The sequence below is a fragment of the Streptomyces phaeolivaceus genome (assembly GCF_009184865.1).
GTDB classification, from domain to species: domain Bacteria; phylum Actinomycetota; class Actinomycetes; order Streptomycetales; family Streptomycetaceae; genus Streptomyces; species Streptomyces phaeolivaceus.
This window is the reverse complement of the sequence record NZ_CP045096.1, coordinates 6,362,203-6,381,187: the sequence shown is the minus strand read 5'-3', so window position 1 is coordinate 6,381,187 and position 18,985 is coordinate 6,362,203. Positions and strand designations below refer to the sequence as shown.

Genomic DNA, 18,985 nt, shown 5'->3' with positions numbered 1-18,985 from the left:
CTACGGCGGCGCCCCTCACCCCTTCAACGCCGCCAACTGCTCAGCGAAGGGAACAACAACAAACCCCTCCCGCTCAACCGGCGGAGCCACCCCCATCAGCCCGGCCAACTCCCCCGCCGCCCGCTCGATCCGCCCCGCGAGCCCCTCCGCACCCCAGTCCTCGGACGCGGCGTAGACACCCGTCGGCACCACGACGGCCCGCAGATGGGCGAACAACGGCCGCATCGCGTGCTCCAGCACCAGCGAGTGCCGGGCCGACCCCCCGGTCGCGGCGATCAGCACCGGCTTCCCGCCCAGCGCGTCCCGGTCGAGCACATCGAAGAAGGACTTGAACAGCCCGCTGTACGAGGCGGAGAACACCGGCGTCACCACGACCAGCCCGTCGGCCCCCGCCACCGCGTCCAGCGCGGCGGCGAGCTTCCGGCCGGGGAACCCGTTGGTGAGGTGGTGCGCGATCTCGACCGCGAGGTCCCGCAGTTCGACGACCCGCACCTCGACCGACGCGTCCCGCCCGACCACGGCGGCGGCGAGCCGATCCCCCAGCAACCGCGTGGACGACGGCACACTCAGCCCCGCCGACACGACGACGAGCTTCACGACACACTCTCCTTCTTCGCGCCCTTCTCCACGTCCTTCTCCGCGCCCTTCTTCGCGTCCTTCTCCGCGTCCTTCTTCGCGTCCTTCTCCGCGTCCTTCTCCGCGGCGGCCAGCAGGGACCCGTGGGTCGGCGCGTCCGGCACATCAGCCGGCCGCCCCTTCGCGAACTCCTCCCGCAGCACCGGCACGACCTCCTCGCCGAGCATGTCGAGCTGCTCCAGCACGGTCTTCAGGGGCAGTCCCGCGTGGTCCACGAGGAACAACTGCCGCTGGTAGTCACCGGCGTACTCACGGAACGCCAGCGTCTTCTCGATCACCTGCTGCGGCGACCCGACGGTCAGCGGGGTCTGGTCGGTGAAGTCCTCCAGGGAGGGCCCGTTGCCGTAGACCGGCGCGACATCGAAGTACGGCCGGAACTCCCGTACCGCGTCCTGCGAGTTCTTCCGCATGAACACCTGCCCGCCGAGCCCGACGATCGCCTGCTCGGGCGTGCCGTGCCCGTAGTGCGCGTACCGCTGCCGGTACAGCTCGACCATCCGCTTGGTGTGGTCGGCCGGCCAGAAGATGTTGTTGTGGAAGAAGCCGTCGCCGTAGTACGCGGCCTGCTCGGCGATCTCGGGCGAGCGGATGGAGCCGTGCCAGACGAACGGCGGTACGTCGTCCAGCGGGCGGGGCGTGGAGGTGAAGCCCTGGAGCGGCGAGCGGAACTTGCCCTCCCAGTTCACGACGTCCTCGCGCCACAGGCGGTGCAGCAGGGCGTAGTTCTCGACGGCGAGGTTGATGCCCTGCCGGATGTCCTGCCCGAACCACGGGTAGACGGGCCCGGTGTTGCCGCGCCCCATCATCAGGTCCACCCTCCCGTCGGCCAGGTGCTGGAGCATCGCGAAGTCCTCGGCGATCTTCACCGGGTCGTTCGTGGTGATGAGGGTGGTGGAGGTCGAGAGGATGAGCTTCTCGGTCCGCGCGGCGACATAGCCGAGCATCGTGGTCGGCGACGACGGCACGAACGGCGGGTTGTGGTGCTCACCGGTGGCGAAGACGTCGAGCCCGACCTCCTCCGCCTTCAGCGCGATCGCGACCATCGCCTTGATGCGCTCGCGCTCGGTCGGCGTCCGGCCCGTGGTGGGGTCCGGCGTCACATCACCGACGCTGAAGATCCCGAACTGCATCATCGCTGCCACCCTCCAGGTTGTTTACGATTCAACTATACCTGTGAACGAGGGCCCCGCTCCCCCTATTCCTCGTTCCTCCGGTGTCGCGGACGGGCCGTCGTCAGTGGTCGTTGTCAGTGGTCGTTGTCAGTGGTCGTTGTCAGTGGTCGTCCTTACGATCGCCTCATGTCCGCTCCACGCCGTGACACCCGGGGCATCGTCGACGCCTCGGAGCTCTTCGCCCGGGTCCGCTTCCGCCGCCGCGCACCCGCCGGGCCGCTGCGCCCGTATCTGGAGCACTACTGGCTGATCGACTGGGACCTGCCCGAGCCGTACGTCACCCAGGTCGTCCCGCACCCCTCGGTGAACATCGTCTTCCAGCGCTTCGAGGGCCGGGAGCCCTTCGTCGAGATCTCCGGCATCGGCCTCGGCCTCTTCACCCAGAGACTGGAGGGCAGGGGCCGGGTCTGCGGCGTCCAGTTCCGCCCCGGCGGCTTCCGCCCCTTCACCCCGGCCCACCCCGCGACCCACTGGACCGGCCGGCGGGTACGCGGCCCCGAGGCGTTCGCGGAGGCGTTCCCGGACCCGACGGTGGGCCCCGCCCCGGACCCGGCCGCGATCCTCGACCCGGACGACGAGGACGCCCGCGTCACCGCGCTCGACGCGTTCCTGACCGGGCTCGCCCCACGCCCCGACCCGCAGGCCGACCTCGCCATGGCCCTCGTCGACCGCATCCGCGCCGACCGCGCCATCCGCCGCGTCACCGACTTCGCCCGCGCCGAGGGCCTGTCCGTACGGCTCCTGCAGCGCCTGTTCTCCGCGTACGTGGGCGTCGGCCCGAAGTGGGTCATCCTGCGCTACCGCATCCACGAGGCCCTGGAACGCGCCGAGACCGACCGGGCCGTCGACTGGGCCGCCCTCGCCGCCGACCTCGGCTACGCGGACCAGGCCCACCTCGTCCGCGACTTCACGGCGACGGTCGGGGTGCCGCCGACGGCGTACGCGGAGGCCGTGGCGGCGCTCACCGCCGCTACTCCGCGTGCGTGACCGCGTAGATCATCACGAAGGCCACGATGTGGATGCCGAAGAGGAAGTAGGCGAGGTACCACCACACATACCGCTCGTTCCGCTTCTCCTCGGCGAGCCGGCGCTGCTCGGCGGTCGCCTCGCTCCCGGAGGTCGTCACAGCTCCCGGTGGACCTTCGTGTTGGAGGCCTGGGCGCGGGGGCGCAGGACGAGCAGGTCGACGTTGACGTGGCTGGGCCGGGTGACCGCCCAGGTGATCGTGTCGGCGACGTCGTCCGCGGTCAGGGGCTCGGCGACGCCCTCGTAGACGCTCGCCGCCTTCGCCGCGTCGCCGCCGAAGCGGGTCAGCGCGAACTCGTCCGTCTTCACCATGCCGGGCGCGACCTCGATGACCCGGACGGGGGTGCCCACGATCTCCAGCCGCAGCGTCTCGGCGAGGACGTGCGCGCCGTGCTTGGCGGCGACATAACCGGCGCCGCCCTCGTACGTCCCGAGCCCGGCCGTCGACGACACCACGACGACGGTGCCGTCACCGCTGGCGGTCAGCGCGGGCAGCAGGGCCTGGGTGATGTGGAGGGTGCCGATGACGTTCGTCTCGTACATGGTGCGCCAGTCGGCCGGATCACCGGTGGCCACCGGGTCGGCGCCGAGCGCGCCGCCCGCGTTGTTGACCAGCACACCGATCTTCTTGAACGCGGTCGCGAACTCGTCGACGGCCGCGCGGTCCGTGATGTCCAGGGTGTACGCCGTGGCCTGCCCGCCGGCGCCGTTGATCTCCTCGGCCAGCGCCTCGATCCGGTCCTTGCGGCGCGCGGTGAGGACGACGCGGTACCCCGCCGCGGCGAGCTGCCGGGCCGTGGCGGCGCCGATCCCGCCGCTCGCACCGGTGACGACGGCGATGCGGGAGGCGGCGGACGGTACGGCGGTGGCCATGAGCTGCTCCTGAGACGGTACGTATCAAGCACTACGGATCAAGCACTACGGATCGAGCACTACGGATCGAGCACTGCACAGATCAAACACGACGGTTCAAGCACAACGGAATCGAACACGTTCCGCCCGGCCAGGATAGGCGGGCGGTGGGACAATGGGATGGGTGATCCCCTGCACAGGAGGTGGATCATGGGACAGGCGCGCGAGCTGATGGACCAGCTCACCGAGGCTCTCACCACACACCAGGACCCCAAGACCGTCGCGAACCTCTTCGCGGAGGACGCGGTCGCCCACACCCCCGACGGCGGCGAGCTGCACGGCCGGGACGACATCGCCGAGTACTGGCGCCAGATGACGGACGCCGTGCCCGACGCGACCTATGAATCACTCGCCTCGTTCGAGGTCGGCGACACGGCCATCGACGAGGGCGTCTTCAGCGGCCGGAACACGGGCCCGCTGGCGTTCCCCGACGGCACGTCGCTCCCCGCCACCGGCAAGGACATCAGGATGCGCGGCGTGGACCTCGCCACGGTCCGGGACGGCCGGATCACCAGCTACCGGATCTACTTCGACCAACTGGAGTTCCTGAACCAACTCGGCCTGCTGCCGGAGGAGTTGACGCGCTAGACGCGCTAGCCGACAGCCGCTCCGCCCCTGCCGACGCCGCCGCCGAAGCAGTCGTGCGCGGTCGGCGTCAGCCCTTCACGCACACGACCTGCTTCAGCTTCGCCACCACCTCGACCAGGTCCCGCTGCTGGTCGATGACCTGCTCGATCGGCTTGTAGGCGCCCGGGATCTCGTCCACGACACCGGAGTCCTTGCGGCACTCCACGCCCCGTGTCTGCTCCTCCAGGTCCTTCGTCGAGAAGTGCCGCTTCGCCGCCGTCCGGCTCATCCGCCGACCGGCGCCGTGGGACGCCGAGTTGAAGGCTTTCTCGTTGCCGAGCCCCTTCACGATGTACGAACCGGTGCCCATGGAGCCCGGGATGATCCCGTACTCGCCGGAGCCCGCGCGGATCGCGCCCTTACGGGTCACCAGGAGGTCCATGCCGTCGTAGCGCTCCTCGGCCACATAGTTGTGGTGAGCGCTGATCTCGGGCTCGAAGGCCGGCTTCGCCTTCTTGAACTCCTTGCGGACGACGTCCTTGAGGAGCGCCATCATGATCGAGCGGTTGTACTTCGCGTACTCCTGCGCCCAGAACAGATCGTTGCGGTACGCCGCCATCTGCGGGGTGTCCGAGACGAAGACGGCGAGATCACGGTCGATCAGGTCCTGGTTGTGCGGGAGCTTCTGGGCGATGCCGATGTGATGCTCCGCCAGCTCCTTGCCGATGTTCCGGGAGCCGGAATGCAGCATCAGCCAGACAGAACCGGTCGAATCCGTGCAGATCTCAATAAAATGATTTCCTCCGCCGAGCGTTCCCATCTGCTTCTCCGCCCGGTCGTGACGGAACTTGACCGAATCCGCGACCCCGTCGAACCGCCCCCAGAACCCGTCCCACCCCCCGACCGCGAAGCCGTGCAGTTGTCCCGGGTCGATGGGGTCGCCGTGCATCCCCCGTCCCACCGGAATCGCCTGCTCGATCCTCGACCGCAGCCGGGAGAGGTCCCCGGGCAGGTCGTTGGCCGTCAGGGACGTCTTCACCGCGGACATTCCGCAGCCGATGTCGACCCCCACCGCCGCCGGACACACGGCCCCCCGCATGGCGATGACGGACCCGACCGTCGCCCCCTTCCCGTAATGCACGTCCGGCATCACGGCGAGGCCCTCGATCCAGGGGAGGGTGGCGACGTTGCGGAGCTGCCGCAGCGCCCCCTCCTCGACCGACGCGGGGTCGGTCCACATCCGGATGGGTACCTTCGCGCCCGGCATCTCGACGTACGACATATCTCTCTCATCCCCCTGAAAAACACATAAAAGTCTCAGAACGCAAAACCGGTGCCAAGGTCCATGAAAAGGGATGCCGGACCGGCGTCCACGGCGGTGCGTGCGATACACATGGTGCCCGGGGGTCACCCCCGGGCGGCAAATGAATAACCACAGGCCACAGGACAGAACACCGCAGGCGTCCCGAGGGACCCCGTCGAGAGGAGCCCCACCGTGCAGCGGAAGGCGTACGTACCCGGCGTCGCCGTGCTCCTCGCGGCACTGCTGGCCGCGTGCACGGGATCGAGCGACGACGGCTCCACCGACGACCCCCGTCCGGGGGAGGCCACCGCCTCGGCCACCGCCGCCCAGCCCGGCCGCTACGACACCCTCCCCGAACCCTGCGGCTCGGTCGACCGGAGCACCCTCGACACCCTGCTCCCCGGCATCAAGCAGCTCCCCGACGCGGCCCAGCGCGAGCAGGCGTACGAGGGCGAGGCCACCCAGACGTACGACACGGACCGCAAGGCCGGCTGCCGCTGGAAGGTGGAGTCCACAGACGCCACCCACTATCTCTTCGTCGACTTCGAGCGGATCGTCTCGTACGACAACGCCGTCAGCGACGACAGCAAGGCGCAGGAGGTGTACGGCGGCAAGGTCGAGGCGGCCGACCTCCCGGAGCCGACCCCGACCGCCTCCGAGGAGGAGAGCGAAGGGACGGACGAGGAGACGGACGAGCCCGGCGGGACGGAGACGACGGGCGGGGCCACCGCCGAACCGTCGACGAGCACCGAGGACTCCCCATCCGGTTCATCCGACTCCTCCGCACCCTCCGGCTCCTCGGGGTCTTCCGATTCCTCCGACTCCGCCTCCCCGAGCCCGTCCGGCACCCCCGCCTCCCTCCTCCCCCGCGTCCTCGACGGTCTCGGGGACGAGGCCTTCCTCGACGACGCGCTCGGCACGAGCACACAGCGGACCGTGACTGTGGTGTTCCGCACGTCCAACGTGATCGTGACCGTCGAGTACGAGGAGCAGCCGGCGACCACGACGGCGGTGCCCGACAGCGAGGAAACGCAGGACAGGGCCAGGAATCTGGCGGGACGACTGGCCGAGGCGTTCGACGACTGAGGTCCGTTCGGGGGTGGTTGGGGCGTCCGCGCGAACCACCTGAATCAGGGCCGCACTTCTTCATCACCGCGTACGGTGGCCTCTCGGAACCCCGATCCGATTGTCTGTTTGCCCGATTGTGTCCGATTGCGAAGGAACCATGCGACGAGCCGCAGAGTCAGACCAGCACCAGTCCCCGCGCAGCGAGCGTTCGCCACGGGTGGCGCGCGTCGGACGTCGCGGGCGTCCGGGCCGCTCCCGGGTCCTCGTGGGCGCGGCGGTCGTGCCGGCGATGCTGCTGGCGGTCGGCTGTTCGTCGGACTCCGGCTCGGACGGCGCCTCCGGTGACGAGACCCCGGCGGGGCTGAACCAGTCCGCGTCGGAGACCGCCACGCCGGAGGTGGTCGCGGCGAAGTACGCCGCGCTGCCGGACGCGTGCGAGGTGTTCTCCGGCAAGACGCTGAAGTCGGTGGTCCCGGAGGGCGTGAAGTCCGGGAAGGCGATCAACACCGCCGAGAAGAACGTGACCGGCGACTGCCGCTGGATCAGCCTCGACAACAACGGGGTGGACGGCTCCCAGTACCGCTGGCTGAGCGTGTCCCTGCACCTGCTGGCCTCGAACGCGGCGAACGGCCCCGGTGAGGACCGCGCGGCCAAGGCGTACGAGTCGAAGGTGACCGCGGCGAAGGCCGTGGACGGCGCGAAGAGCGTCAAGACGGAGCCGCTGACGGGCACGGGCGACCGGGCCACCGTGATCACGTACGACCTGAAGAAGGACGGCGACACCTTCAAGCAGCAGACGATCGTGGTGCGCACGGAGAACGTGGTCGTCTCGGTCGACTACAACGGGGCCGGTCTGGCCGGCGAGAAGACTCCGGACACGGCGGCGCTGCTGAAGTCGGCGAAGTCCGCCGCCAAGGAGGCCGTGGAGTCGATCGAGGACGCGAACGACGGCACGGACGCGTCGGCCTCCCCGTCGAAGAGTGCCTCGAAGGGCGCGTCGAAGGGCGCCTCGAAGACGCCGTCGGAGGAGGGGACGAAGGCCTCGTCCTCCGGTGGTTCGGGCGCGGACGTGAGTTCCGACTCGGGCGGCGACTCGGATTCCGATTCGGACTCGGGTTCGTCCGCCTCCGGCACCCGGAAGAGCAAGTCGTAGCTCCGTTTCACCTGGAGTTTCGCCGGAGCCCGGTCCCCGCGAGGGTCGGGCTCCGCGCCATCCGGCAACCCGTTTGCCGTACACATGTGCCACTCTGTTGCGCGCAACAACACGCAAGGGGAGGGGAGTACGGGTGTCCGCGCCAATCCAGCTGACTCGCATGCACCGCGTTCTCATCGGCGTGGTCGTGTTCGGCGCCGTCATCATCGCCGGGATCGGCTTCGCGGGTTCGTACGCGGCGGTACGGGAGCTGGCCCTCCAGAAGGGCTTCGGGAACTTCAGCTATGTCTTCCCGATCGGCATCGACGCCGGCATCTGCGTCCTGCTCGCCCTGGACCTGCTGCTGACCTGGATCCGCATCCCCTTCCCGCTGCTCCGCCAGACGGCGTGGCTGCTGACGGCGGCGACGATCGCGTTCAACGGCGCGGCGGCCTGGCCGGACCCGCTGGGCGTCGGCATGCACTCGGTGATCCCGATCCTGTTCGTCGTCTCGGTCGAGGCGGCCCGGCACGCGGTCGGCCGGATCGCCGACATCACCGCCGACAAGCACATGGAGGGCGTCCGCCTCACCCGCTGGGTCCTCTCCCCCGTGCCCACGTTCCTCCTCTGGCGCCGGATGAAGCTCTGGGAGCTGCGCTCCTACGAGCAGGTCATCAAGCTGGAGCAGGAACGTCTCGTCTACCAGGCCCGCCTCCGCTCCCGCTTCGGCCGCGCCTGGCGCCGCAAGGCCCCCGTCGAATCCCTGATGCCCCTCCGCCTCGCCCGCTACGGAGTCCCCCTCGCGGAAACGGCCCCGGCGGGCCTGGCGGCGGCGGGCATAGAACCGGCCCTGCTGCCACCGGTGACTCAGGTCGAGGTAGCCGCGGGCAGTCGTGCCGCTGGGGCGATGGGGGTCCCCCCGGCCGAGCGAAGCCGAGAGTGGGAGAGGGTGGGCGCAGCGGCACCTCCCAGCGAGCAGCGCGCCCAACTGGAGAGCACCCCCACCCACCAGCAGCCGGAGACCGCCGAGTACGGGGAGCAGACCCCGGAGGCCGACGCCCCCAACCCGGACGAGAGCCCCTGGCTGCACGCCCGCCGCCCGCAGGAGGTCCCCTACCAGGGCGGCTACGACCCCTCGTACGACCCCGAGGAACAGTACGAGGAGTGGTACGAGGACCAGGACCCGGAGCAGTACCAGGCGGACCAGCGGTACCAGCAATACCAGCAGTACCCCCAGTTCGAGCCGGACCCCCGGGACCCCCGCTACCAGCAACAGCAGTTCGAGGCGCCGGAACTCCAGGCCCAGAACGTCCAGGCCCAGAACCTCCAGGCCCAGAACCTCCAGGCCCAGAGCCTCCAGGCCCAGAGCCTCCAGGCCCAGGAGCCCTCTTCGGAGGAGACCGGCAGCTTCCCCATCCCGGCCGGCCCCGGTCGCACCCGCGAACTGGGCGAGGGCGGCGGCACCCCCGAACCCGCCGCCCCGGACGAGGAGTCGTACTACCAGGTCTTCAAGCAGTCGATAAGCCCTGGCAGCGGATATCCGACCCCCCGCGAGTTCAGCGACAACATCGAGGCCACCTACGGCGTCAGCGTCCTCGACGCCGAGGCCAAGCGCATGGTGCTGCGCTTCCAGAACCGCCACGCGGCGGAGCTGGAGGACGACCACATCGCCTGACCCGCGCACAGACGACGAGGAGGGGGCGCCCGGTGTTCGCCGGGCGCCCCCTCCTCGTCGTCACGCGCTGTCGGGCTACTCCCCGAGCAGGCCCCGCACCCGCTCCTGCCCCACCGCGAGCAGCAGCGTGGGCAGCCGCGGACCGGTGTCGCGCCCCACGAGCAGGTGGTACAGCAGGGCGAAGAACGTGCGCTGGGCGGTCTTGATCTCCGCCGGCAGCTCCTTGGGCGTGGCGTCCGCCGAGAACCCGGCCCGCACCTTGGGCACGCCGTAGACGAGATGCGTGAGCCCGTCGAGCGACCAGTGCTCGGCGAGGCCGTCGAGCAGCAGCCGCAGCGACTGCTGGGACGCCTCGTCGAGGGACTTCAGCAGCTCGGCGTCGGCCTCCACGCGCACGATGGTCCGCTGGTCGGCGGGGACGTGCGTGTTGATCCACGCCTCGGCCTTGTCGAGCCGCGGCCGTACCTCGTCGAGGCCGGACAGCGGGTCGGTGGGGTCGAGTTCGCTGAGGATGCGCAGGGTCTGGTCCTCGGCGCCCGCGGTGATGTCGGCGACGGACGCGAGGGTCCGGTACGGCATCGGGCGGGGCGTGCGCGGCAGCTCACCGGCGGCCGTCCGCACCGCGCGGGCGTGCGCGGCGACATCGGCGGGCAGGGCGGAACCGTCCGCCACCTTGGCGTCGAGCTTGTCCCACTCGTCGTAGAGCCGCTGGATCTCCTGGTCGAAGGCGATCTTGAAGGACTGGTTGGGCCGGCGGCGGGCGTAGAGCCAGCGCAGCAGCTGCGGCTCCATGATCTTCAGCGCGTCGCCGGGCGTCGGCACCCCGCCCTTGGAGGACGACATCTTGGCCATGCCGCTGATGCCGACGAAGGCGTACATCGGCCCGATCGGCTGCCTCCCGCCGAAGATCCCGACGATCTGCCCGCCGACCTGGAACGAGGACCCCGGGGACGAGTGGTCGACCCCGCTCGGCTCGAACACCACACCCTCGTACGCCCACCGCATCGGCCAGTCGACCTTCCAGACGAGCTTGCCGCGGTTGAACTCGTTCAGCGCGACGGTCTCGGAGAAGCCGCAGGCGGTGCAGGTGTAGGTCAGCTCGGTGGTGTCGTCGTCGTAGGCGGTGACGGTGGTGAGGTCCTTGCCGCAGCCCCCGCAGTAGGGCTTGTACGGGAAGTACCCGGCGACGCCGGAGCTGCCGTCGTCCTCACCGGCGGCGCCAGAACCCTCGGCGGCCTCGATCTCGGCATCGTCCAGCGGCTTCTGCTGCTTCTGCTGCTTCTGCTCCTGCTTGGCCGGGGCCTTCTTGGTGCGGTACTGGTCGAGGATCGCGTCGATGTCCCCGCGGTGCCTCATCGCGTGCAGGATCTGCTCGCGGTACACGCCGGAGGTGTACTGCGCGGTCTGGCTGATCCCGTCGAACTCGACGCCCATCTCGGCGAGCGCGTCGACCATCGCCGCCTTGAAGTGCTCGGCCCAGTTGGGGTGGGCGGAGCCCTCGGGGGCGGGGACGGAGGTCAGCGGCTTGCCGATGTGCTCCGCCCAGGAACCGTCGACGCCGTCCACGCCGTTCGGGACCTTGCGGTAGCGGTCGTAGTCGTCCCAGGAGATGAGGTGGCGGACCTGGTGTCCGCGGCGGCGGATCTCGTCGGCGACGAGGTGCGGGGTCATGACCTCGCGGAGGTTGCCGAGGTGGATCGGGCCGGACGGGGAGAGGCCGGACGCGACGACGACCGGTTTGCCCGGGGCCCGACGCTCCGACTCCTCGATGACCTCATCCGCGAAACGGGAGACCCAGTCGGTGGTCTCGGTGCTCTGAGCCACGATCGGCACGTCCTCTTTTTTCCTGGAGTTTCCATGGCCGCCGGTTACGGTCCCGGGCGACGGCCCCATTCTCCCAGCCTTTCACTCCGTGGGTCGAACCGGGCGCCCAATGACTCGGGGGTGCGGGTGCGTCGGGCGAGTGCGGCTCCGGTGGGGCTTCTCGCGCGGGGCCTGATCTTTTGGGGGCGCGGGGAACCGCGCGAGAAGCCCCACGCACCCGCGCCCTCACCCTCACCCGCACCCGCACCCGCACCCGCACCCGCCGACGCGCCCAGCCCCCACCCCCTGACGCGCCCCCGAAAAACCCCTTTACCCCCCGTGGGATACTGACGGCATCCACCCGTACCCCAAGGAGAACGGCACCCCCTGATGGCTTCGGTCACGTCCCTCACCGCCTCCGTCCACCAGCGCCTCGCGACCGCCCTCTCGGCCACCCTGCCGACCGCGGACGCGGACCCGCTGCTGCGACGCAGCGACCGTGCGGACTACCAGGCGAACGGGATCCTCGCCCTCGCGAAGAAGGCGAAGGCGAACCCGAGGGAGCTGGCCACCCAGGTCGTCGCCCGGGTGGAGTCCGGCGAGCTGATCAAGGAGATCGAGGTCTCCGGCCCCGGCTTCCTGAACATCACGCTCACCGACGCGGCGATCACCGAGAACCTCGCGGCCCGGTACACGGACGCGGCGGACCGTCTCGGCGTCCCCCTCGCGGAGCACCCCGGCACCACGGTCATCGACTACGCCCAGCCGAACGTGGCGAAGGAGATGCACGTCGGCCACCTCCGCTCCGCCGTGATCGGTGACGCGGTCGTGCGGATCCTGGAGTTCACCGGCGAGAACGTGGTCCGCAGGCACCACATCGGCGACTGGGGCACCCAGTTCGGCATGCTCATCCAGTATCTGGACGAGCACCCGCACGAGCTGGACCACAAGGACGCCGAGGTCAGCGGCGAGGAGGCGATGTCGAACCTCGACCGTCTCTACAAGGCCGCGCGGAAGCTGTTCGACTCGGACGAGGAGTTCAAGACGCGGGCCCGCCGCCGGGTGGTCGACCTCCAGGCCGGCGACCCGCGGACCCTCGCCACCTGGCAGAAGTTCGTCGACGAGTCGAAGATCTACTTCTTCTCGGTCTTCGAGAAGCTGGACATGGAGATCCGGGACCCGGACATCGTCGGCGAGTCGGGCTACAACGACATGCTGGACGAGACCTGCCGCATCCTGGAGGACAAGGGCGTGGCCGTCCGCTCGGAGGGCGCCCTCTGTGTCTTCTTCGACGACATCAAGGGCCCCGAGGGCAACCCGGTCCCCCTGATCGTCAGGAAGTCCGACGGCGGCTACGGCTACGCGGCCACCGACCTCTCCGCCATCCGGGACCGCGTCCACAACCTCAAGGCGAACTCCCTCCTCTACGTCGTCGACGCCCGTCAGTCCCTGCACTTCAAGATGGTCTTCGAGACCGCGCGCCGGGCCGGCTGGCTGAACGACGAGGACGTCAAGGCGTTCCAGCTCGCCTTCGGCACGGTCCTCGGCAAGGACGGCAAGCCGTTCAAGACCCGTGAGGGCGAGACGGTCAAGCTGGTGGACCTGCTGGACGAGGCGATCGACCGTGCCTCGGCGGTGGTCCGCGAGAAGGCCCAGGACCTCTCCGAGGAGGAGATCGCCGAGCGGGGCACCCAGGTGGGTATCGGCGCGGTGAAGTACGCGGACCTGTCGACGTCGGCGATCCGGGACTACAAGTTCGACCTGGACCAGATGGTCTCGCTGAACGGCGACACGAGCGTGTACCTCCAGTACGCCTACGCCCGTATCCAGTCCATCCTCCGCAAGGCGGGAGAGGTACGCCCGTCCGCGCACCCCGAGCTGGAACTGGCCGACGCGGAAAGGGCGTTGGGCCTGCACGCGGACGCGTTCGCTGAGACGGTGGCCGAGGCCGCCTCCGACTACGCCCCCCACAAGCTGGCGGCGTACCTGTACCAATTGGCGTCGCTCTACACGACCTTCTACGACAAGTGCCCGGTCCTGAAGGCCGAGACACCGGAGCAGGTGGAGAACCGCCTGTTCCTGTGTGACATCACGGCCCGCACGCTGCACCAGGGAATGGCGCTGCTGGGGATCAGGACGCCCGAGCGGCTCTGACCCGGACCTGAGCCGGCGTAAGGCCCTGTGCCCTACGTCGGCTCAGGCGCCCTGCTCTGCTCGCCGCCCTCCGCCCGACGCGGCTCGGCCTCTGTACTGCTCTGACGCGCCTCAGCAGCCTCTGCCTTGACGTTGCGCAGAATCTTCACCGCAACGCTGAGCATCTCCTGGGAGTGGCGGCTGGCATCCTCACGAGCCGTCCCGCGAATATCCTCGCCCTCGGCCACCGCGTCGGCGCGCAACCGAACGGCCTCGGCACGCAGCCGGTGGGCCTCCTCCTGCAGCTCGACCGTCTCCGCGCGGTACTCCTTGGTGTCGATCTGTGCGTCGCGGCGGATCCGCTCGGCCTCGAAGGCGGCGGCGTCCGTGATCTTCCAGGAGTCCTCCTCCGCCTTCTTGAGTATGTCCTCGACGGTCTTGGCCGCCTTGGCCAGCCGGATCGCACTCTCCTCGGCCGCGATCGTGCGGGCCTTCTCGGTGGCCTCGCTGCGGACCACACCCGTCCCACACCACCGGCGCCCAGCCGGTCGCCGATCCGAAACCGTCCGGCGAGCAGTACGCCCTGCACCGGCCCCCTCCCCCGTCGGCGGATCCGCACCGCCGCACGACGGTCTGGCCCAGAACTCCGTTGGCTCCCTTACGAGTTACGAGTACGGCGCCTTCACCCGCCCGACGAGTCGCCCGAGCTTCCGTGCGACCCACCCGCCTGGCGCCGTAGCCGCCGCGCCTCGTCCTCGATGCGGCGTACGACATCGCCCGCGCCCGTGCTGTCGTCCAGCCCGCCGTCGAGGAGCTGGGCGGCGAGCGAGAGGAAGTAGTGGCCGGCGGTGAGGAGATAGTCGTCCACGTCGACGCCCACCGTCGAGGCGGCACCCGGAGGGATACGGTTGATGTCGTCGAGGACGCGGTTGATCTGCAGGGTGATCTCGTCCCGGACATCCGGTGTCAGCGTCACCACCCGCCCGACCTGCGCGAGGATGGAGTGGCAGGAGCTCACGAGCTGCTGGAGCAGCCGGTCGTCGCGGTTGCGGGCGGTGCTCCCCGATGCGGCGGGGCTGTAGTTGCCGGACGCGATCCGAGCGTCGGCGAGTTGCGGCTCATAGCGCCGCAGGTCGATGGCGCTGGTCGCGCCGAGCGCCGCCCGGAAACACGCGTGGAGGTGGAACTCCGTCTCGTGCGGCTGGACCGGAAGGTCGTCGGCCCCCGAGAGCGCGGCGCGCGTGACGACGTACCCGGTGTTCTGGAAGAGCGGGAACAGGTTCTTCAGGAAGGGGTGCGCGACCAGGTACTCCACCGCCAGATCAACGCCTTGGCCGAGTCCCCGGGCAGCCCCTGCAGTTCGAACCGCCGGATCTCCTCCCCCGCCGCCTCGTCCGGGGTGACCAGGACCCTCCCGGCGAGGGCCGCGCCGTCCGCCGTCAACTGCATGCAGATGGCGCTCTTCCCGGACCCCTTGCGCCCGATGATCAGCATCTTGCGGCCACTGAGCGCGCCCCGGTACGCGGCGTTCGGCAGGAACCCACCGCGCAGCAACAACCCTTCCGTCACGTCCCGTTCGGCGTCCTCACGCCCGAAGTGGAGCCGCGCCAGCACCGGCCCGTCGGCCATCCCCGTCCCCCATCCCCGTCCCTCATCGATGTCGCCGATCACTCTGTCGACACCGTAGCGGGAGACCCCGGTCCGGCTCAGCCGCCTCGGGCGAACTCACCTCGGACGAACTCGCACCACACCACTTTCCCGAGTTCCCGCTCCCCCACGCCCCACTTGTCGCTGAGCGCGGCGACGAGAACCAGCCCACGCCCGCCCGCGCCCAGCCCCTCGCCCGCCCTGTCCGCGATCCGTGGGGTTCCGCCGCCGCTGTCGTGCACGGCCACCCGCAGCGCGTCCCCGCCGTACCGCAGACACAGCAGGAACTGCCGCCCCGGCGGCACCCCGTGCGCCAACGCGTTGGTCGCCAGCTCGCTCACGCACAGCAACAGGTCACCGCTGCGCTCGGCTTCGGCGAGCCCCCAGCCGGCCAGGGTCTCGTACGCGAACCGCCTGGCGGCCGGGACGGAACGGCGCTCACGCCGGAAGAACCTCTCGCGAAGGTGCGGGAGTCGGGTTGTCTCGTTCACGGGACGAGAGTTGCTGAGCGTCACTATCGTGGATCAGTGCGTGAACCCGTACGGATTTTTTGTACGGGTTCATACGGGGTCGGTACGGACAGGCACGGGGAGTTAGACCGGCATGAACTCCAGTAAGCAGCAGCCCCGAAAGCGGAACCTCTCCACCATGCGCATGGTCGGCGCGCAACTGCAGGCGGCCCGTAAGGCGGCGGGGTACACGCAGCGTGCGCTCGCCGAGGCGGTCCTGGCGGACGAGGAGACGATCGCGTCGATCGAACAAGGGAGGCGACCACTGCTGCCGGACCTGGCGGAGACCTTGGACCAACTCCTCGACACGAAGGGGATGTTGCTCACGGGCGTGCGGAACATGCCGGAGATCGACCAGTTCCCGCTGTTCGCGGAGCAGTACATGGTGCACGAGCGTGAGGCGATCGCCTTGTCCTGGTACGACAACGCGGTCCTGCCGGGTCTGCTCCAGACCGAGGAATACGCGCGTGCGGTGCTCCGGGAGCGCGTTCCGGCGTTCGACGAGGACGAGATCGAGACAAAGACGGCGGCACGCGTCGAGCGTCAGGAGATCCTCCAGCGCAAGACCCCGCCGACGATGAGCTTCATCGTGTGGGAGTCGGTGCTCCATCTGGGCATCGGAGGGCCGAAGGTACGGCGAGAGCAGCTCCGGCGCCTGCACGAGTGCGCCGAACTTCCGGGCCTGGCACTCCAGTTCCTGCCGATGAACACCGCCGCGCACGCCGGTCTGGACGGCCCGTTCACCCTCCTGGAAACCCCCGATCACTTGCACCTCGCCTACACCGAGAGCCAGCGCGGCAGGCAGTGGGTCTCCGACCCGGAAGAGGTGTCCATCCTCGCGCGCAAGTATGCGATGCTGCGGTCTCAGGCCCTTTCTCCGCAGGAGTCCAAGGGGTTGCTCGACCGTCTGCTAGGAGAGAAATGAGCACCACGCTTAAGTGGTTCAAGTCGAGCTACAGCGGTAGCGAGGGCGGCCAGTGCCTTGAAGTCGCCCTCCAGTGGTTCAAGTCGAGCTACAGCGGTGACGAGGGCGGCGCCTGCCTGGAAGTCGCCCTCCACCCCCACACCATCCACGTCCGCGACTCCAAGAACCCGGAAGACGGCCCCACCCTCCAGCTCTCCCCCACCGCCTGGTCGGCCTTCACCACGCACGCGACGGAGCGCGGAGGCCCGCAGGGCCTGATCTTTTAGGGGCGCGAAGAACCGCGCGAGAAGCCCCACGCACCCGCACCCGCCCACGACCCCGCACCCCCGAGCCCGTAGGCACCAAACCACCCACCCCCACTGTCAGTGCCGCCCCCTACAGTCACCCCCATGGCGACACTTCCCAACCCGCTGCCCCGACTCGCGGCCGACCCGAGCGGGCGCGCGCTCGGGCTTGAACTCCCGCTTCCGCAGGGGAGGCTGATCGACACGACCGACGAGGGGCCGTGGCACGAACCACTGCTGTGGTACGCGGACGAACCGGCCGCACCCGGCGCCTGGGCGGCCGTAGAGCCCGCCCGCCGTACGGCCGGTCTCCTCCCGGTGCTGCTGGACGTCGGCGGCGGCCAGGGCGGCCCGGAGGGCTGGGAGCTGGCGCCCGGCGAGATGTCCTACCCCGGTGACCACGACGCCGAAGAGGTCCTCGCCGAGTCCTGGGACGCGTACGCCACCACCGAGGACGACGACTGGCCCGGCCTCACCGAAGCCCCCGCCCGAGCCCAGGCCCCTGATCCCGACACCCTCGCCGCCGACACCGCCGACGCCCTGGTGAAGGACCCCTCCCGGCTCAAGGACCCCCGCCTCGCCCTGGTCCCCGCCCGCCGCAGCGCGGACATCCCGGCGGCGATCGGCTGGACCGGCCCGGCCAACCACGAGAACGACGTGGCGAGGCTCTGCGCGGTCCTGCGCTCCTGGGAGGACCGCTTCGGCATACGCGTCGTCGCCCTGACCTTCGACCAGCTCGTCCTCTCGGTCGCCGCCCCGCCCACCACCGAGGCCGAGGCAGAGGCCGTGGCCGACGAACACTTCGCCTTCTGCCCCGACAACATCCGGCAGGGCACGGCCGACGGCACCCTGCCCTCCTACGCCCGCGCCCTCCTCAACGCACCCATCTGGTCCTTCTGGTGGGACTGAGACCCGGCCAGGAGCTGTAGGACCGTCCTCACCCCCGCAACCCCACCCCCAACCTCCGCAGCCCCTCCCCGATCTCCTCCGGTGTCTGGGTCACGAAGCACAGCCGCAGCGTCGACCGGTCGGGCTCCCCGGCGTAGAAGGGCGCCCCGGGGACGTACGCCACGTCCTGCTCGACGACGCGTGGGAGCAGGGCGGTGGTGTCGTAGGCGGAGGGGAGGCGGGCCCAGAGGAACATGCCGCCCTCGGGACGGTTCCAGGTCGAGCCCTCGGGGAGCGCGTCGGCGAGGCCGCCGAGCATGGCGTCCCGGCGCTCCCGGTACGCGGCGGCGACCCGGGCGACATGGGCGTCCAGGTCACGGTCGGCCAGATAGCGCGCGGCGGCGAGCTGGTTGACGGTCGGGGTGTGCAGATCCGCCGCCTGCTTGGCGACCGCGCACGCCCGGCGCAGCCCCGCCGGTCCACGCAGCCAGCCGAGCCGCATCCCGGGGGCCATCACCTTGGAGAGGGAACCCAGCAGCACCGTACGGTCCTCGGCGCCCGGGTGGGCGGCGATCCACGGCACGCGGTCGCCCTCGAAGCGGAGTTCGCCGTACGGGTCGCCCTCCACGATCCACAGTCCGCGCCGGGCGGCGACCGAGGCGACGGCCGCCCGCCGCCCGGCGGGGAGCGTGCGCCCGGTCGGGTTCGGGAAGGTGGGCACGGTGTAGAAGAGCTTGGGCCGGTGCCGTACCACCAGGCCCTCCAGCGCCGCCGGATCCACACCGTGCTCGTCGCCCGGCACGGCCACCACCCGCGCGCCCGCGAACCGGAACGCCTGGAGCGCCGCCAGATAGCAGGGGTCCTCGACCAGGACGACGTCCCCCGGCTCCAGCAGCGCGGTGGCGAGCAGCGACAGCGCCTGTTGCGACCCGGTGGTGACGAGCAGCTCGTCCGCGCCGGTCTCCAGCCCGCGCGCCCCGTACCGCGCCGCGAGCGCCACCCTGAGGACGGGCTCGCCCTCGGTCGTCGCGTACTGCAGGGCGCGCCCCGCGGACTCGGCGAGCACATCGCGGTAGGCGGCGGCTGTCCCTCCCCTCCGCGTCGAACAGCTCGGGAGCGGGCAATCCACCCGCGAAGTTGACGACTTCGGGACGTGAGGTGACGGCGAGGATGTCCCGTACGGGGGAACCTCCGACCGCCGCGACACGCGCGGCGAAACCGGGCACAGCCGCCCCGGCGCGCGCCCCGTCCGCGCGCCCCGAACCGCCCCCGTCCCCGGATTCCACGACAAACTGCACGTCATAC

19 protein-coding genes and 1 pseudogene are annotated in these 18,985 nt (G+C 70.2%); 9 read left to right on the top strand and 11 right to left on the bottom strand.

The window, feature by feature from the left end:
- Positions 1-15 precede the first annotated feature (15 nt).
- On the bottom strand, positions 16-597 hold the full coding sequence (locus F9278_RS29580) for a CE1759 family FMN reductase (protein WP_152171039.1): 582 nt from the start codon (positions 595-597) through the stop codon (positions 16-18).
- Complete coding sequence (locus F9278_RS29575) at positions 594-1,766, bottom strand: LLM class flavin-dependent oxidoreductase (protein ID WP_193242046.1); 1,173 nt, start codon at positions 1,764-1,766, stop codon at positions 594-596. The genes F9278_RS29580 and F9278_RS29575 overlap by 4 nt, the downstream gene beginning before the upstream one ends.
- Positions 1,767-1,934: 168 nt before the next feature.
- Between F9278_RS29575 and F9278_RS29570 the strand changes: the two genes are divergently transcribed.
- On the top strand, positions 1,935-2,795 hold the full coding sequence (locus F9278_RS29570) for a helix-turn-helix transcriptional regulator (protein ID WP_152171037.1): 861 nt from the start codon (positions 1,935-1,937) through the stop codon (positions 2,793-2,795).
- Here F9278_RS29570 and F9278_RS46400 read toward each other — a convergent pair.
- Positions 2,779-2,934 carry a hypothetical protein gene (locus tag F9278_RS46400; RefSeq protein ID WP_193241696.1) on the bottom strand — a complete coding sequence of 52 codons (156 nt, stop codon included), beginning with the start codon at positions 2,932-2,934 and terminating at the stop codon, positions 2,779-2,781. The two genes, F9278_RS29570 and F9278_RS46400, sit on opposite strands and share 17 nt — an antisense overlap.
- Positions 2,931-3,707: an SDR family NAD(P)-dependent oxidoreductase gene (locus F9278_RS29565; RefSeq protein WP_152171036.1), complete on the bottom strand. Its 777-nt coding sequence runs from the start codon at positions 3,705-3,707 to the stop codon at positions 2,931-2,933. The genes F9278_RS46400 and F9278_RS29565 overlap by 4 nt, the downstream gene beginning before the upstream one ends.
- Before the next feature lie 189 nt (positions 3,708-3,896).
- Between F9278_RS29565 and F9278_RS29560 the strand changes: the two genes are divergently transcribed.
- The gene (locus F9278_RS29560) at positions 3,897-4,334 is read left to right on the top strand and encodes an ester cyclase (protein ID WP_152171035.1); all 438 of its coding nucleotides are present in this window, start codon (positions 3,897-3,899) and stop codon (positions 4,332-4,334) included.
- Between the two features lie 67 nt (positions 4,335-4,401).
- Here F9278_RS29560 and F9278_RS29555 read toward each other — a convergent pair whose 3' ends face one another.
- On the bottom strand, positions 4,402-5,595 hold the full coding sequence (locus F9278_RS29555) for an RtcB family protein (RefSeq protein WP_152171034.1): 1,194 nt from the start codon (positions 5,593-5,595) through the stop codon (positions 4,402-4,404).
- Positions 5,596-5,808: 213 nt separating this feature from the next.
- On the opposite strand from F9278_RS29555, the gene F9278_RS29550 reads away from it, so the two are divergent.
- The 3 genes from F9278_RS29550 to F9278_RS29540 all read left to right on the top strand — a co-directional run bounded on the left by F9278_RS29550 (position 5,809) and on the right by F9278_RS29540 (position 9,491).
- The gene (locus F9278_RS29550) at positions 5,809-6,702 is read left to right on the top strand and encodes a DUF3558 domain-containing protein (RefSeq protein WP_152171033.1); all 894 of its coding nucleotides are present in this window, start codon (positions 5,809-5,811) and stop codon (positions 6,700-6,702) included.
- Positions 6,703-6,841: 139 nt separating this feature from the next.
- Entirely contained in the window at positions 6,842-7,837 is a 996-nt protein-coding gene (locus F9278_RS29545) for a hypothetical protein (RefSeq protein ID WP_193241695.1), read from the top strand.
- Positions 7,838-7,997: 160 nt separating this feature from the next.
- Entirely contained in the window at positions 7,998-9,491 is a 1,494-nt protein-coding gene (locus tag F9278_RS29540; protein WP_152171032.1) for a DUF2637 domain-containing protein, read from the top strand.
- A gap of 75 nt (positions 9,492-9,566) precedes the next feature.
- Here the strand turns inward: F9278_RS29540 and lysS are convergent, their stop codons facing one another.
- Complete coding sequence (gene lysS, locus F9278_RS29535; RefSeq protein ID WP_152171031.1) at positions 9,567-11,324, bottom strand: lysine--tRNA ligase; 1,758 nt, start codon at positions 11,322-11,324, stop codon at positions 9,567-9,569.
- 360 nt (positions 11,325-11,684) lie between these two features.
- Here lysS and argS point away from each other — a divergent pair, with 360 nt between their 5' ends.
- On the top strand, positions 11,685-13,448 hold the full coding sequence (gene argS, locus F9278_RS29525) for an arginine--tRNA ligase (protein ID WP_152171029.1): 1,764 nt from the start codon (positions 11,685-11,687) through the stop codon (positions 13,446-13,448).
- 32 nt (positions 13,449-13,480) lie between these two features.
- Here the strand turns inward: argS and F9278_RS29520 are convergent, their stop codons facing one another.
- The 4 genes from F9278_RS29520 to F9278_RS29510 all read right to left on the bottom strand — a co-directional run bounded on the left by F9278_RS29520 (position 13,481) and on the right by F9278_RS29510 (position 15,565).
- Complete coding sequence (locus F9278_RS29520; protein ID WP_193241694.1) at positions 13,481-13,945, bottom strand: hypothetical protein; 465 nt, start codon at positions 13,943-13,945, stop codon at positions 13,481-13,483.
- Positions 13,946-14,109: 164 nt separating this feature from the next.
- Complete coding sequence (locus F9278_RS29515) at positions 14,110-14,742, bottom strand: hypothetical protein (RefSeq protein WP_226967016.1); 633 nt, start codon at positions 14,740-14,742, stop codon at positions 14,110-14,112.
- Positions 14,712-15,056, bottom strand: coding sequence for a P-loop NTPase family protein (locus F9278_RS47495; protein WP_226967015.1), 345 nt, complete (start codon positions 15,054-15,056; stop codon positions 14,712-14,714). Before F9278_RS47495 ends, F9278_RS29515 begins: the two co-directional genes overlap by 31 nt.
- Positions 15,057-15,133: 77 nt before the next feature.
- Positions 15,134-15,565: an ATP-binding protein gene (locus F9278_RS29510; protein WP_152171027.1), complete on the bottom strand. Its 432-nt coding sequence runs from the start codon at positions 15,563-15,565 to the stop codon at positions 15,134-15,136.
- A gap of 112 nt (positions 15,566-15,677) precedes the next feature.
- Between F9278_RS29510 and F9278_RS29505 the strand changes: the two genes are divergently transcribed.
- From F9278_RS29505 to F9278_RS29495, 3 genes are all read left to right on the top strand, one after another.
- Complete coding sequence (locus F9278_RS29505; RefSeq protein WP_152171026.1) at positions 15,678-16,508, top strand: helix-turn-helix domain-containing protein; 831 nt, start codon at positions 15,678-15,680, stop codon at positions 16,506-16,508.
- Entirely contained in the window at positions 16,505-16,774 is a 270-nt protein-coding gene (locus tag F9278_RS29500; protein ID WP_152171025.1) for a DUF397 domain-containing protein, read from the top strand. The genes F9278_RS29505 and F9278_RS29500 overlap by 4 nt, the downstream gene beginning before the upstream one ends.
- Positions 16,775-16,897: 123 nt before the next feature.
- Positions 16,898-17,701, top strand: a complete 804-nt coding sequence (locus F9278_RS29495) for a DUF4253 domain-containing protein (RefSeq protein WP_152171024.1) — start codon at positions 16,898-16,900, stop codon at positions 17,699-17,701.
- Positions 17,702-17,729: 28 nt separating this feature from the next.
- Here the strand turns inward: F9278_RS29495 and F9278_RS29490 are convergent.
- Positions 17,730-18,906, bottom strand: a pseudogene (locus F9278_RS29490) (aminotransferase-like domain-containing protein).
- Positions 18,907-18,985: the final 79 nt, after the last annotated feature.

Coding starts and splice junctions, on each gene's coding strand:
- F9278_RS29560 (WP_152171035.1), top strand. CDS start 3,897: ATGGGACAGGCGCGCGAGCTGATGGACCAGCTCACCGAGGCTCTCACC.
- F9278_RS29505 (WP_152171026.1), top strand. CDS start 15,678: ATGAACTCCAGTAAGCAGCAGCCCCGAAAGCGGAACCTCTCCACCATG.
- F9278_RS47495 (WP_226967015.1), bottom strand. CDS start 15,056: ATGGCCGACGGGCCGGTGCTGGCGCGGCTCCACTTCGGGCGTGAGGAC.
- F9278_RS29545 (WP_193241695.1), top strand. CDS start 6,842: ATGCGACGAGCCGCAGAGTCAGACCAGCACCAGTCCCCGCGCAGCGAG.
- argS (WP_152171029.1), top strand. CDS start 11,685: ATGGCTTCGGTCACGTCCCTCACCGCCTCCGTCCACCAGCGCCTCGCG.
- F9278_RS29565 (WP_152171036.1), bottom strand. CDS start 3,707: ATGGCCACCGCCGTACCGTCCGCCGCCTCCCGCATCGCCGTCGTCACC.
- F9278_RS29570 (WP_152171037.1), top strand. CDS start 1,935: ATGTCCGCTCCACGCCGTGACACCCGGGGCATCGTCGACGCCTCGGAG.
- F9278_RS29495 (WP_152171024.1), top strand. CDS start 16,898: ATGGCGACACTTCCCAACCCGCTGCCCCGACTCGCGGCCGACCCGAGC.
- F9278_RS29500 (WP_152171025.1), top strand. CDS start 16,505: ATGAGCACCACGCTTAAGTGGTTCAAGTCGAGCTACAGCGGTAGCGAG.
- F9278_RS29575 (WP_193242046.1), bottom strand. CDS start 1,766: ATGCAGTTCGGGATCTTCAGCGTCGGTGATGTGACGCCGGACCCCACC.
- F9278_RS29540 (WP_152171032.1), top strand. CDS start 7,998: ATGCACCGCGTTCTCATCGGCGTGGTCGTGTTCGGCGCCGTCATCATC.
- F9278_RS29555 (WP_152171034.1), bottom strand. CDS start 5,595: ATGTCGTACGTCGAGATGCCGGGCGCGAAGGTACCCATCCGGATGTGG.